This window comes from Methyloparacoccus sp. NF-16 (genome assembly GCF_056880625.1).
In genome coordinates, this window is record NZ_CP174130.1 from 1,737,512 (window position 1) to 1,750,631 (window position 13,120).

The window sequence follows — 13,120 nt, forward strand, 5'->3', positions numbered from 1 at the left end:
CCGTTTCGATCAGTCGCGGCCAGCCACCGCGCCCGTGACATTGGGGGCCGTTGCCCTTCCGGCCACCGCCAGCAACAGGCCAACCAGGACGACAGGCGCTATTGGCAATGACCAAACCATGGCCATGGGCATCATGATGGCCGGCAGCAGCCACGCGGCGGCCAGCAGCCAGGCATCGCCCTTCCGCCAGCCGGTCTGCAGGGCAAACCCGACCATCCAGGCGATCGGAAAAAGCAACCAAGTGAGATCGTAGTCAAGCAGGTAGGGACTGACGAGAAAGCTTGCCGACATCAGGCTTGCCCCCCGCAAGCGGATATCATCGACATGCCGCCACACCCGCCATACCAACCCGGCCGCCATCATCGCGACCAGCGCATGCGCCAGATAGGCGATGCCGATCGGCGCGCCCAGGAGACGCATCGCGGCGAAAACGGTAGGCATCTTGGCCAGCGGCATCTTGCCGATTTCGATATTGTGCTGGGCCTCCGTGAGGCTGGCCAACGCGGCACCCAAGCTGTCAACGCCCAACACGACGGTGCTGAGACTCACGAAAACGACGACCGTCAGGGTTGCCGCGCCCAGCGTGCGCCAAGCTCTGGCGGCCAGCAAGGCGACCGGAAACAGCACGGCCAGCTGAGGCTTGATGGCCAAAAGGCCGATGCAAATGCCCGACAGGGTGGGCCTTGTTTTCAGCAGCAGCAGCGATGCGCCGGCCAGCGACGCGGTCACGAAGCCATTCTGGCCAACCAGGAAATTGAGCCACAGGCCCGGAAACAGGGTCATCAAGGCGCCGGCGGGGAGATACCGCGCGATCTGCCGCATCGTCCCCAGATACGCGGCCAGTGACACGGTCGAAAAGGCGAAATAGGCCTGGGAGAAGGAAAGACAAGCCAGCGGCAGGATGAGCAAATGAAAGGTTGGCAGGTAATACCAGGCAAAGCCATACCCTACGGAAGGTTGCACCAACTGCTCGGCCGCGAGCAGCCTGTGCATGTCATAGGCATCCGCCGCATGTCCGGACAGCGCCAGATGGGAGGCCGCCCAGAAAACAACGAAGTCCCCCAGCACCGGCTTGCCCTCGCTATCGATATAGCCCTGCGAAAAGGCCGTACAGATCAAGGCGAGCAAGCCAAGAACCTGCACCGACCACCGCAGATATGGATATCTTCGCTCAATGTCGAACCAGTATTTCCGATCATTCATGGGCAGCAAAAACGAGCCTGAAGCCTGTGGCAGCTGCGATCAGGTCATATCGTGTGAAGACCATAGGATATGTTGGCTTGGCATCAATGCTCTCGCTATCATGTTTTGCGCCAACCCATAACATCGCAATACTAAAATCTACTGTCCCACCCATGCCATTCACCCAAAGCCTACCCACCCAACCAGAACAACCCGGACACGCAGTTGCACGACTCTTCACGCTCGCGGCCTGGGGTACAGCCTGGATTTGGCTGGCGATAGCGATATTCTGGGACGATGCCATTCATGCCCTGACCTTTGACGATGCCTTTTACTATTTCACCATTGCCCGGCATATCGCGCAGGGGCATGGATCGACATTCGATGGCATTGACGCAACCAACGGCTATCATCCGTTGTGGATGTTGCTGATCACGCCGGTTTACTGGCTGAATCTGAGCGATGCCTCGGCCGCACGCTGCCTGCTGGCCTTGCAGGCGATACTGTATGGTATCAGCCTTTCCCTGATGGGCCGGATGCTCAGCCTGTGTCTGGAGACGAGGCATGAGTCACGCGCCGTTGCCGCGCCGGAAGAGCGGCCTGCCGCCACTGGTCGCGTCGCCATCGTGGCATTCGGCCTGTTTGCCCTGACACCGGCAATCGCACGCATCACGATCAACGGCATGGAATCGGCCCTCGTCATGCTGCTCGACACCGGCATACTGCTGCTCACAGCCGGATGGAAGGGCAACTGGTTGACCCGCGCATCCCGCAGCCAGCGCCTGCGATTGTCCGCGCTGCTGTCACTGGCGATACTGGCTCGCACCGACCACGTGCTGTTGCTGTCGTGCGTCGGATTCTGGACGCTGCTTGAGATACCTCGAACCGGCAAACGCGGTTGGCTGCCCTGGCTGGAACTCACGGCAGCACCACTGATGACCGTACTGCTGTATGGCCTGGCCAATCAGTACTATTTCGATACCTTCGTGCAGATCAGCGGTTTGGTGAAGCGAGTTTCCCTGACGCCCTATCGCTGGGGCATGCTGGGCATTGTGGCAGGGTTGGCCATCCGCATGCTCTGGCTTGGCCAGCGGCAGCCGTTGACAACCTCGCCATCGAGATTTCCCGGACTGCGGCGCTTCCTGCCATCGACAGCCTGGTTTGCCGCATTCTGCTGCCTGATCCTGGGATATTACGGAATAGCCCAGAATCAGCAGTGGTTATGGTATTACGCGCCTGTAGCATTGTACTCCCAGATGTTCTTGACGATATTCGTTGCCGACCTGGGCGAAGCTGCGATAATCGAAAAAAATCCCAACCACTCCGACGTTCAGGCAATGGCGCCCGCCATGGGCCTTCTGATGCTGCCATTATTGATTTTCTTCATGCTGAGCATGCGAGATATGTTCAACGCCTCGCGTTACTCCATTCTGCTTGCCAACAAGGCCGCCGCGGAATGGATCGCCTCGAACCTGCCAACCGACACGGTTCTGAGCGCCTGGGATGCGGGCGTACTCGGTTACTATGCCCACCGGTCCATCATCAACCTGGATGGCGTGGTCAATTCGATGGACTTTCTGAAGGCCCACATGACAGGCAATGTGGGCAGGTTTCTCACCGAGCGGAACCTTGCTTATATCGTCAACCATGGTGTCCCTACGGAAGGGCGTGACAGCGGCATTGACGACTATATCAGAAACTGGCTGGGAAACGATGCGGCCGCCACCAGTACTCTCGTCAGGCACTGGCCATTCCGGTTCACTGGAACCACCGTCGGCGAGGACGGAGAACAAGCGGGATCACACGACATGGCCGTGTTCCTCTACAGATTGCCGAGACCACTATCGTCACTGGATAACTGAGTGATATGGTAACGACTCCTTCAACGTCGACAATGCGAATACTGATCTGGCCTGCCTGTTTTTCTGTGGTTTTCGCCGCTGTACATGTCCATATTGCTAAATTGCCTCCAAATCATGATAACGAATGGCTGCTGAGAATAGCGCAGAGAATGCTGGATGGAGGAACCTATGGCAAGGACTTCATCGAGATCAATCCTCCGTTTGCCGCCTGGATCAACCTGCCTCCTGCGGCATTTTCTCGGACCCACGGGACCGAGCTTTACCCAACCTTCATTGTCTATGTCGCCATCCTGATAGGCATTTCGACAGGACTGGCCATCAAGCCCATTTCGAAACTATCGCATGGCCGCGGCCATAACATTTTAATGCTGGCCTATGCCTCATCCCTCGCATTGTTGCCCGGCTTCGACTTTGGCCAGAGAGAACATCTGGCCATCATCCTGGCTCTTCCGGGCCTGCTGTGGCTGTCCCTCGCGCAACCCGAGAACAAAGCCCGACCCGGCAGGCTGGAAGCCTTTTCCATATGGCTGTCTGCTGTCGGGCTACTGATCAAGCCTTTCCTGATCCTTATGCCACTGGCCGTTCTGGCTCGCCGTCTGTGGCACCAGCCGCTGTCACGAAACTGGCATTTATCGGCGCTCCCTTTTGGCATCGCCCCCATCCTGTATGTGACGATAGTCACCTACGGATACCCGGAATACTGGGCAGAAGCCGCACTCCATGGCCAGACCTATTTTGGTTACGACAAGCCGTGGCCCATCGTCATCAATGCCTTGAAGGAAGAACTCTTAGGTGGCTGCCTGGTTTTCTGCCTGATGTATCTCCATCGTGATTCAACAAGCGTTGGCAATGCTCAGACCATGAATCTGGCGCTCGCCGCCTTGATGGGGCTGGTTTCGGCGCTGCTGCAAAAGAAAGGCTGGTTTTATCATGCCTTGCCCGCCTTCATCATTATGACATTCACCATGGTCCTGATGACAACCTCATGCCTGATGAGTGCCTTGGGTTCCAGAGGCGGTGTTGACATCGCACTTTGTGGCAAACCCCTGTCAGCGACAACGATTACCGTGCTCTATTTTGGTCTTCTGGCGAAAACCATGGCCTGGTCCTATAGCATCAAACCACCGCCTCTGATTGCCATCCTGCAGAAAGAAGCAAACAACAAATCCCTGTTGATGATGAGCACAAGCCTCATTCCGGGTCTCTTGACGATGCCCGGCACACGACTGGCAGCCCGCGCCCCCGTGCTCGGCGATCTGGGTGGTGTCGTAAAATTAAGCGAGGGCACCGTGACTGACCGCGAGAAGGCCAAATTCTTGCAGCCCTGGCTTATCCAGTCCCTCAACACCGATATAGAAAACCTGAAGCCGGATGTTATCGTCGTGGACGAATCGCAGCACAAGCAATCGCTACCGGAAGGCTTCGATATCCTGACGTATTTCCTCAAGGATGACGGTTTCAGGCGATTGTGGGAACATTACACCTTGCAAACATCGATAACCGGTTACGACATCTACAAAAGGAGTAGCAACCTGAATCCACCAGACTGAGGAAAGCCCGCCCGGCAACAGCCCTCATCTATAGGCATGGAATTTTCTGGAGATTCTCGAACCAAGCAATGCCACGCTACCTTATTGCAAGGCAACTATCTCACCGCAAACGTCCAGGCATGATGAAGCAGGAATGTTGCAGGCGGTATCACGAAAGCGACCGCAAGGATACCCCACAAATAATGGTAGCCTTCCCTGTCCACCATCCAGGACAATCCTGCCGCCATGCCCAGAGCCAGGATCGATACGGCCAGGAAGCGGACCAGATTGGTCTTCCGCAGTGGACAGGTGAATGTCCAGGTGGCGTTGAGGAGATAATTGAAAACCGTCGCGACAGTATAGGCAATCCCGTTGGCAAGCGGCGGATTGTTCACGAGCTTCTCGACGATGCCGATGGCTATCGCAAAATGCAGCGCAGTCACCAGCCCCCCAACCATGGCAAAACGCAATACCTTGCCAATCAGGCCCTGCCGGTCCATCAACATTTTTCAGCCAGACAGAATATGCTGAGGCCAGCCCATCGGTTGCGGTGCATGTAGCGCAGTTCCAGGCCGCAGAGCCCGGCGAGGATGGCATTCATGGTGGCACTGTGCCGGGTCAGCTGTGAACGCGGCACGAGACCGCGTGCCAGCAGCCTCTGCCCCAACCTCAACATGGCGGCCAAGGGAAAGATCAGGCCGAAGTAGTAGCAGCTGTTCCGTACCCGCAGGCCGGAACTGTCGGCGAGCGCGATGAGTTGCCTCAGGGAGTACCGCCGCCGATGTTCCAGAAAGACATCGTGTCCACTCCAGAGAAACTGGAAAGCCGGCACGGTAATGAGAAACCGGGTACCCGCCTCTGCCCTGGCAACATAAGCCCTCAGAAAATCCCCGTCGTCCTCCACGTGCTCCAGGACATCCATCATCAGGATCAGGTCCGCCCGCTGACCGGCAGGATGCCTGAGGAAATGCATCGTCTTGCCATGCAGGCTGGCGTGGCTGTCCGACGGATAGGCGGGGTCGATGCAATAGGCTTCCTCCGCCCCGGCATGCTCCAGCAGGTATCTGGAGAAGAAACCCGAACCCGCCCCGACATCCATGACGACAGCGACAGGCGAATTCTGGAGCAGGCGTGTCAGGGCCTTCGCCTTGGAAGCATAATACCAATGGTGGTCAATGGCATCGCCCAGAATATCGGATTCCTTGATATCCAAGGCAGCCTCGCTAGGGTTCGTAGATATGTCGAACGATATAGATGGGGCGGTGCTTCGACTCGATATAGGCGCGGCCGAGATATTCCCCGATGACGCCAATGCCGATGAGTTGCAGGCCACCCAGGAAGGTAATCGCCACCATCAGCGAGGCATAGCCGGGTACATCCACCCCCTGTACAAACACCCTGATCGCGATGAAAGTCGCAAAACCCAGCGCCATCGTGGCCACCAGGCAGCCAATGTAGGTCCATACCCGCAAGGGCGAGGTGCTGAAGCTGGTGAAGCCTTCCAGCGCAAAGTTCCACAGCCGCCAGCCATTGAACTTGGTCGCTCCGGCGGCGCGACCTGGCCGGACGTAGTCCAGCACCGCCGTCCTGAACCCGACCCAGGCAAACAGGCCCTTCATGAAGCGGCGGGACTCCGGCAACTGGTTCAAGGCCTCCACCACCTTGCGGTCCATGAGGCGGAAATCGCCGACATTCTCCGGTAACCCGGGCTCCGCGATGAGGTTGTGGATACGGTAGAAAAACCGCGCGGAGATCCGCTTCGACCAGCTGTCGGAATCGCGATTGACACGTTTGCCCAGGACCACCTCATAGCCTTCCCGCCATTTTTCCAGCATGGCCGGAATCAGTTCCGGGGGATCCTGCAGATCCACATCGATAGGCACGACAACCTCGCCCGTCGCCACCTGCAAACCCGCGCTCAAGGCGGCTTCCTTGCCAAAATTCCGGCTCAGGTCAACGATCTTGATCCTGGCATCCTTGCCCTGGCTTTCGAGCAGCCTGTCCAGCGTATCGTCCTGACTGCCATCGTTCACGAACACCAGTTCCACATCCAGTCCGGTCTGCGAGGCGAATATCCGGTGGATGGCATCCAGAAACAGCGCGATGGACTCCGCTTCGTTGTAGACGGGTACCACCAGGGAAAGCCTGGTCCGGGCGCTGTTCCTCATGAGCCCCGACGGCTGCATCCAGGAGGGCGCCCGAAACGCCGGAAGGTCATGGCAGAGCTTCCGCTGCGCCCGGCCAGGTGCACCAGCCAATTTGTCTCCGCATCGACGGATCCCTCTGGCCGTGGACAGGCGTTACGGCAGGCGGGCAAACACACGGCCGGCCGCCTCCAGGGTAGCCTCGATAACGTCCTCGCCATGACTGGCCGAGACGAAACCGGCCTCGAAGGCGGAAGGCGCCAGATAAACCCCCTCCTCCAGCATGCCGTGGAAGAAGCGTCTGAACCGTTCGCCATCGCAGGCCATAACGGCGTCGAAGCCGGTCACGTGGGGTTGGTCGGTAAAGAACAGGCCGAACATGCCGCCGACCGCATTGACCGCCAGCGGGATGCCGGCGGCGTAGGCACGCTGCCGCAGCCGCTCGACGAGATCGCGCGTCACGTCGGTCAGCCGCTCGAAGAACCCGGGGACACCGATCAGCTCCAGCGTCCTGAGCCCCGCTGCCATCGCCACCGGGTTGCCGGACAGGGTACCGGCCTGGTAGACGGGGCCAAGCGGCGCCAGCCAGTCCATGATGTCGCGGCGGCCGCCGAAGGCGCCGACCGGCATGCCGCCGCCGATGACCTTGCCCAGGGTGGTCAGGTCGGGCCGGATGCCATGCAGGGCTTGGGCACCTCCCAGCGCGACCCGGAAACCGGTCATGACCTCGTCGAAGATCAGCACGCTGCCGTGCTCGTCGCAGACTTCGCGCAGGGTCTCCAGGAAGCCGGGAACCGGCGGGATACAGTTCATGTTGCCGGCCACCGGTTCGACGATGATGCAGGCGATCTCACCGCCGCGACGGGCGAAGAGCTCGCGCACCGCACCGCTGTCGTTGTAGGGCAGCGTCAGCGTGTGCCCGGCCAGGCTGGCCGGCACGCCGGGCGAGCTGGGCACGCCCAGGGTCAGCGCGCCGGAACCGGCCTTGACCAGCAGCGAGTCGGAATGTCCGTGATAGCAGCCCTCGAACTTGACCAGCGTGTCGCGGCCGGTAAAGCCGCGCGCCAGGCGAATGGCGCTCATGGTGGCCTCGGTGCCCGAGCTCACCATGCGTACCTTTTCGATGCCCGGCATCAGCTGGCAGATACGCTCGGCCATCGCCGTTTCGATGGCCGTCGGCGCGCCATAGCTCAAGCCCCGGTCGACGGCGGCATGCACCGCCTTGAGCACCTCCGGATGCGCGTGGCCCAGCACCATCGGCCCCCAGGAGCCGACATAGTCGATATAGCGACGGCCTTCGGCGGACCAGAAATAAGGCCCCTCGGCCCGCTCGACGAAAACGGGCGTACCGCCGACTCCCTTGAAGGCCCGCACGGGCGAATTGACACCGCCGGGAATGACGGCGGCAGCCTGCTGGAAGAGTTGTTCGTCGGTCATGGACATAGGTTCAGCCAAGTGATGGTTTGAGTGGTCCCGTGTTGCCGCCGCCGCAGTCCGGTGGCTCAGGCCCTCGGCAAGGTGACGCCGGTCTGGCCCTGGTATTTGCCGCCACGGTCACGGTAGGAGGTTTCGCAGACGTCGTCGGCGCCGATGAACAGCATCTGGGCGACGCCCTCGTTGGCGTAGATCTTGGCCGGCAAGGGCGTGGTGTTGGAGAACTCCAGCGTCACGTGCCCTTCCCATTCCGGCTCCAGGGGGGTCACGTTGACGATGATGCCGCAGCGGGCGTAGGTGCTCTTGCCGAGACAGATGACCAGCACGTCGCGGGGAATGCGGAAATACTCCACGGTGCGCGCCAGGGCGAATGAGTTGGGCGGAATGATGCAGACATCCTGCTGCACATCGACGAAGCTGCTGGCGTCGAACTGCTTGGGATCGACGATGGCCGAGTTGATGTTGGTGAAGATCTTGAATTCGTTCGAGCAGCGCACGTCGTAGCCGTAGCTGGAGGTGCCGTAGGAGATGCTGCGTCCGTCGGTCCCCTCGCGCACCTGACCGGGCTCGAAGGGCTCGATCATGCCGTGCTCCTGAGCCATGCGGCGTATCCAGCGATCGGACTTGATGCCCATCAGTCGTTCACCACGGCAATGGTCGGGAAGCGGGCGCTGTAGTCGCGGGCCTTGAGCGCCAGACGGGCGGACAGCCGGCGGGCGATCTCGCGGTAGGCGACTGCCGCCGGACCGTCCGGCTCGGCGACCACGATGGGATGACCGGCGTCGGCGCGCTCGCGGATGCGAATGTCCAGCGGCAGCGAACCCAGCAGCTCGGTCCCGTATTTCTGCGCCATCTTCTCGCCGCCGCCCTGGCCGAAGATCGGTTCGGCATGGCCGCAGCGGGAACAGACGTGGATGCTCATGTTCTCCACCAGCCCCAGCACCGGCACGCTGACCTGCTGGAACATCCGCAGCCCCTTCTGGGCGTCCAGCAAGGCGATGTCCTGCGGCGTGGTGACGATGACGGCCCCGGAAACCGGTATCTGCTGCGACAGGGTCAGCTGGATGTCGCCGGTTCCCGGGGGCAAGTCGATGATCAGGTAGTCGAGATCGTCCCAGGCGGTATTGTTCAGCAGCTGCTGCAGAGCGCCGGTCACCATCGGGCCGCGCCAGATCATCGGCTGGTCCTCGTCGATGAGGAAGCCAATCGACATGGCCTGGAGACCGAAGGCCTGTAATGGCACGATGCGGTTGCCCTCGCGCACCTCCGGACGCCCGGCAAGGCCCAGCATGTGCGGCAGGCTGGGCCCGTAGATGTCGGCATCCAGCACGCCGACCCGCGCGCCTTCCGCCGCCAGCGCCGCGCCCAGGTTGATGGCGGTGGTGGACTTCCCCACCCCGCCCTTGCCGGAGGCGATGGCGACGATGTTGCGCACGCCCGGCAGGGGCTTGAGATTCTTCTGCACCGCATGAGAAACGACCTGCAGAGCGAAGCCGATGTCCACGCGCTCGACGCCGGTATCGGTCCGGATGCGCTCGGTCAGGGCCTCGCGGATCACCGGATGAAAGCCCAGGGCGGGGTATCCCAGGGCCAGCTCGACCCGCACCCGGTCGCCATCGACATGGATGGCCCTGACCATCCTGGCGCTAACCAGATCCTTGCCCAGATAGGGATCGATCCATCCCTTGAGGCTGTTTTCCACGTCCTGTTGCTGAAGGGTCATGCGTGCTCCGTCGTCGTGAGGGACCGGGTTGGCGAGAGCGGGCGCCGGCGGTCGAAAGGGTGTCGGGTTCAGTAGCGCAGCCGGTCGAGCTGCAACTCGTTCTGGCGATCCGGCGAGCCGCGCTCCTGTTGCTGCTTGATGGCGGCATCCAGCGCCGCCTTGTGCCGGACCCGCATCTCCGAATAGGCGGTGAAGGTCGCCATGAACATCACCAGGCCGAGCGAGGAGGCCCAGAGACGGTCCGGCTCCTTCATCCAGAACAGGATCCATTTGGGCTTGACCAGACCAACCAGGAAGACAACGGGAGACAGGGCCACGAGGAGGAGTAACAGCTGAAGCATGGTGGGTTCTCGGAGTATGGAAAAAACGCCGGTTAGACCGGACGACGGACAGGGGTTCCGGCCGCGGAGCGGACTTCAGGCACGGCGCCAGGTGGTGCCGCCGGGGCCATCCTCCAGCACCACGCCACCGGCCTTGAGCAGATCGCGGATCCGGTCGGCCTCGGCCCAGTCGCGCTGCTGGCGGGCATCCAGCCGCCGCTGGATCAGGTCCTCGATCTCGGCATCGCCAAGCCCGTCCCCGGCGGGCGCCCCGGCACCCTTGAGGAAGGCCTCGGGATCGGACTGCAACAGCCCCAGCACGGCGGCCAATGCCTTCAGGCGCGCCGCCAGCCGCCGGGCGGCTTCGGTATCGTCGGCCTTCAGCCGGTTCAGCTCGCGGGCCATCTCGAACAGCACCGCGATCGCCTCGGCGGTGTTGAAATCGTCGTCCATCGCGGCCTGGAAGCGCTCGGCCTGGCGGTCGCCCTCGCGGCCTGCCAGCCCGGGGTCGACGCCTGCGAGGTCGAGCCCGCGCAGGGCGGTGTAGAGACGGGTCAGGGCGGTCTGCGCCTCCTCCAGATGCTCGTCGCAATAATTCAGCGGGCTGCGATAGTGCGCGCTGAGGATGAAGAAGCGCACGACCTCGGGCCGGTAGCGGGCGAGAATGTCGCGGACGGTGAAGAAATTGCCCAGGGATTTGGACATCTTCTCCTCGTTGACCCGCACGAAGCCGTTGTGCATCCAGACATTGACGAAGGGCCCGCCGGTGGCGCCCTCGGACTGGGCGATCTCGTTCTCGTGATGCGGAAACTGGAGATCCATGCCGCCGCCGTGGATGTCGAAGTGGTGGCCGAGGCAACGGGTGGACATGGCCGAGCACTCGATATGCCAGCCCGGCCGTCCCGGGCCCCACGGCGAATCCCAGGCGGGCTCGCCCGGCTTGGCCATCTTCCACAGCACGAAATCCAGGGGATCGCGCTTGGCGGTGTCGACATCCACCCGCTCGCCGGCGCGCAGATCGTCCAGTTGCTTGCCCGACAGCCGGCCATAGGGCTTGAAGCCGGCCACGGCATAGAACACGTCGCCGTTACGGCCGGCATAGGCCAGCCCCTTGCCGATCAGGGTCTGGATCATGGCCAGGATGTCGTCGATGGACTGGGTGGCACGCGGCTCCAGATCGGGTGGCAGGACACCCAGGGCACGCTCGTCGGCATGCATGGCGTCGATGAAGCGCGCGGTCAGGTCACCGATGTCCTCGCCGTTCTCGCGGGCCCGCTGGATGATCTTGTCGTCGATGTCGGTGATGTTGCGGACATAGGTCAGCCGGTAGCCGAGATGGCGCAGATAGCGCGCCACCACGTCGAAGGCCACCATCACCCGCGCATGCCCCAGATGGCAGTAGTCGTAGACCGTCATCCCGCACACATACATGCGGGCCTGGCCGGGGACGATGGGGGTGAAGGCTTCCTTCTGGCGGGTCAGCGTGTTGTAGATGTGCAGCATTATCGGGAGGGGTAGGTGAATTCGGCCAGCCGCCGGTACAGGCGTTGCGCGTCCAGGGTACGGTAGAGAAAGCCCAGTTCGGGTCCATCGTGGCGCCCGGTGAGCGCGGCCCGCAGCGGCATGAACAGGGCCTTGCCCTTGGCTCCGGTGGCCTGCCTGAGCACGGCGAGAAACCGGTCACCATCGGCGCCGGCCTGCTCGGCGGCATCGATGGCGGCGAGGAAAAAGCCCTCGCCGGCCTGCCGGGCGGCATCGGCCGCGGCCAGCTCCAGCGCCAGCGGCTCGTCGGTGAAGAGAATGCGCGCCCAGGCATCCGCCTCCCCGGGGAACAGGCAGTTGCTGCGCACCAGATCGAGGAAATCAGCCATCCGCGCGGCCGGCACCAGCACCCGGGTCTCGGTGCGCAGCCAGTCCGTCAGCGTGCGGTCGCCGGCCGCGCGGATGGCCAGCGACTGCCAGTGCAGGAGATGCGCGGGATCGAAGCGGGCGGGCGACTTGCCCAGGTGGGCGATGGCGAAACCGGCCTTCAGGCCGGCGAAATCCAGCAGCACCTCGCTTTCGTAATGATGCCCGAGGCGCGCCATCATGTTGAGCAGGGCGATGGGCAAGTAGCCTTCGCCGCGCAGCTGACCGAGGCTGCGGCTGCCATTGCGCTTCGACAGCGGCGTCCCGTCGTCGCCCAGGATCAGGGCGGTATGGGCATAGGCCGGCACGGGCAGCCCCAGGGCTTCCAGAACCAGGATCTGGCGCGGCGTGTTGGCCAGATGGTCCTCCCCGCGCACCACCTGGGTCACGCCCATGAGGGCATCGTCGATGGCGTTACAGAAGAAGAAGGCGGCGCTGCCGTCCGCGCGGCGGACGATGAAATCGCCGATATCGTCGCTCCGGAAAGTCTGGGTGCCGCGCACGCCGTCTTCGAAACGCACCGTCTCGCCCCGGGGCACCCGGAAGCGCAGGGTCGGCTGGCGACCTTCGGCGGCCAGGCGTGCCCCCTCCCCGGCCGACAGCTGGGCGCACTTGCCGCTGTAGCGCGGCGGCTTGCCGGACGCCAGCTGCACCTTGCGCGACACCTCCAGCTCGGTGGCCGAGCAATAGCAGGGGTAGGCCCGCCCCTGCTCGGCCAGAGCCGCGTAATACCCGGCATAGAGGGCACCCCGCTGCGACTGGAACCACTGCGGGTCGGGGTCCGCGCTATCCGGCCCCTCGTCCCAGTGGAGGCCCAGCCAGCGCAGATCCTGCAGCAGTTCCTCGACGAACTCGTGGCGGCTGCGCTCCCCGTCCGTATCCTCGATGCGCAGCAGGAAGGACTCGCCGGCGAGGGCGCTGAACAGGGCGGTGCGGGCATTGCCGATATGGATCAGGCCCGTAGGACTGGGCGCGAAGCGGGTCTTGGCGGCGGTCATGGTGGCTGGTGCGGGCTGGG

At 62.5% G+C, this 13,120-nt stretch carries 12 protein-coding genes; 2 read left to right on the plus strand and 10 right to left on the minus strand.

What is annotated here, in order from left to right:
* Positions 1 to 9: 9 nt before the first annotated feature.
* Positions 10 to 1,128, minus strand: coding sequence for a glycosyltransferase family 87 protein (locus ACH5N8_RS08360; RefSeq protein WP_483280979.1), 1,119 nt, complete (start codon positions 1,126 to 1,128; stop codon positions 10 to 12).
* A 227-nt stretch (positions 1,129 to 1,355) separates the two neighbouring features.
* Between ACH5N8_RS08360 and ACH5N8_RS08365 the strand changes: the two genes are divergently transcribed.
* Positions 1,356 to 3,044 carry a hypothetical protein gene (locus tag ACH5N8_RS08365; protein ID WP_483280980.1) on the plus strand — a complete coding sequence of 563 codons (1,689 nt, stop codon included), beginning with the start codon at positions 1,356 to 1,358 and terminating at the stop codon, positions 3,042 to 3,044.
* Positions 3,045 to 3,076: 32 nt separating this feature from the next.
* On the plus strand, positions 3,077 to 4,594 hold the full coding sequence (locus ACH5N8_RS08370) for a hypothetical protein (protein WP_483280981.1): 1,518 nt from the start codon (positions 3,077 to 3,079) through the stop codon (positions 4,592 to 4,594).
* Positions 4,595 to 4,689: 95 nt separating this feature from the next.
* On the opposite strand, the gene ACH5N8_RS08375 is transcribed toward ACH5N8_RS08370, so the two are convergent.
* The 9 genes from ACH5N8_RS08375 to gltX form a co-directional block, all read right to left on the minus strand.
* Positions 4,690 to 5,073 carry a GtrA family protein gene (locus tag ACH5N8_RS08375; RefSeq protein WP_483280982.1) on the minus strand — a complete coding sequence of 128 codons (384 nt, stop codon included), beginning with the start codon at positions 5,071 to 5,073 and terminating at the stop codon, positions 4,690 to 4,692.
* On the minus strand, positions 5,073 to 5,786 hold the full coding sequence (locus ACH5N8_RS08380) for a class I SAM-dependent methyltransferase (RefSeq protein ID WP_483280983.1): 714 nt from the start codon (positions 5,784 to 5,786) through the stop codon (positions 5,073 to 5,075). The genes ACH5N8_RS08375 and ACH5N8_RS08380 overlap by 1 nt, the downstream gene beginning before the upstream one ends.
* Before the next feature lie 10 nt (positions 5,787 to 5,796).
* Positions 5,797 to 6,741 carry a glycosyltransferase family 2 protein gene (locus ACH5N8_RS08385; protein WP_483280984.1) on the minus strand — a complete coding sequence of 315 codons (945 nt, stop codon included), beginning with the start codon at positions 6,739 to 6,741 and terminating at the stop codon, positions 5,797 to 5,799.
* A 132-nt stretch (positions 6,742 to 6,873) separates the two neighbouring features.
* A complete protein-coding gene (gene hemL, locus ACH5N8_RS08390) occupies positions 6,874 to 8,154 on the minus strand; it encodes a glutamate-1-semialdehyde 2,1-aminomutase (RefSeq protein WP_460027741.1) in 1,281 nt (426 codons plus the stop codon).
* A 65-nt stretch (positions 8,155 to 8,219) separates the two neighbouring features.
* Positions 8,220 to 8,786: a dCTP deaminase gene (dcd, locus tag ACH5N8_RS08395; RefSeq protein ID WP_483280985.1), complete on the minus strand. Its 567-nt coding sequence runs from the start codon at positions 8,784 to 8,786 to the stop codon at positions 8,220 to 8,222.
* Positions 8,786 to 9,874 (minus strand): iron-sulfur cluster carrier protein ApbC, encoded by a 1,089-nt coding sequence (apbC, locus tag ACH5N8_RS08400; RefSeq protein ID WP_483280986.1) that lies wholly within the window; start codon positions 9,872 to 9,874, stop codon positions 8,786 to 8,788. The genes dcd and apbC overlap by 1 nt, the downstream gene beginning before the upstream one ends.
* A gap of 68 nt (positions 9,875 to 9,942) precedes the next feature.
* Positions 9,943 to 10,215 (minus strand): hypothetical protein, encoded by a 273-nt coding sequence (locus tag ACH5N8_RS08405; RefSeq protein WP_483280987.1) that lies wholly within the window; start codon positions 10,213 to 10,215, stop codon positions 9,943 to 9,945.
* A gap of 75 nt (positions 10,216 to 10,290) precedes the next feature.
* Positions 10,291 to 11,697, minus strand: a complete 1,407-nt coding sequence (gene cysS, locus ACH5N8_RS08410; protein WP_483280988.1) for a cysteine--tRNA ligase — start codon at positions 11,695 to 11,697, stop codon at positions 10,291 to 10,293.
* Positions 11,697 to 13,100: a glutamate--tRNA ligase gene (gene gltX / locus ACH5N8_RS08415; RefSeq protein WP_483280989.1), complete on the minus strand. Its 1,404-nt coding sequence runs from the start codon at positions 13,098 to 13,100 to the stop codon at positions 11,697 to 11,699. Before gltX ends, cysS begins: the two co-directional genes overlap by 1 nt.
* Between the last annotated feature and the right edge of the window lie 20 nt (positions 13,101 to 13,120).

Bases quoted from the DNA above. Each gene is read 5' to 3' on its own strand.
- ACH5N8_RS08365 (WP_483280980.1), top strand. From the start codon at position 1,356: ATGCCATTCACCCAAAGCCTACCCACCCAACCAGAACAACCCGGACAC.
- ACH5N8_RS08370 (WP_483280981.1), top strand. From the start codon at position 3,077: ATGCGAATACTGATCTGGCCTGCCTGTTTTTCTGTGGTTTTCGCCGCT.
- ACH5N8_RS08375 (WP_483280982.1), bottom strand. From the start codon at position 5,073: ATGGACCGGCAGGGCCTGATTGGCAAGGTATTGCGTTTTGCCATGGTT.
- ACH5N8_RS08385 (WP_483280984.1), bottom strand. From the start codon at position 6,741: ATGAGGAACAGCGCCCGGACCAGGCTTTCCCTGGTGGTACCCGTCTAC.
- hemL (WP_460027741.1), bottom strand. From the start codon at position 8,154: ATGACCGACGAACAACTCTTCCAGCAGGCTGCCGCCGTCATTCCCGGC.
- dcd (WP_483280985.1), bottom strand. From the start codon at position 8,786: ATGGGCATCAAGTCCGATCGCTGGATACGCCGCATGGCTCAGGAGCAC.
- apbC (WP_483280986.1), bottom strand. From the start codon at position 9,874: ATGACCCTTCAGCAACAGGACGTGGAAAACAGCCTCAAGGGATGGATC.
- ACH5N8_RS08405 (WP_483280987.1), bottom strand. From the start codon at position 10,215: ATGCTTCAGCTGTTACTCCTCCTCGTGGCCCTGTCTCCCGTTGTCTTC.
- cysS (WP_483280988.1), bottom strand. From the start codon at position 11,697: ATGCTGCACATCTACAACACGCTGACCCGCCAGAAGGAAGCCTTCACC.
- gltX (WP_483280989.1), bottom strand. From the start codon at position 13,100: ATGACCGCCGCCAAGACCCGCTTCGCGCCCAGTCCTACGGGCCTGATC.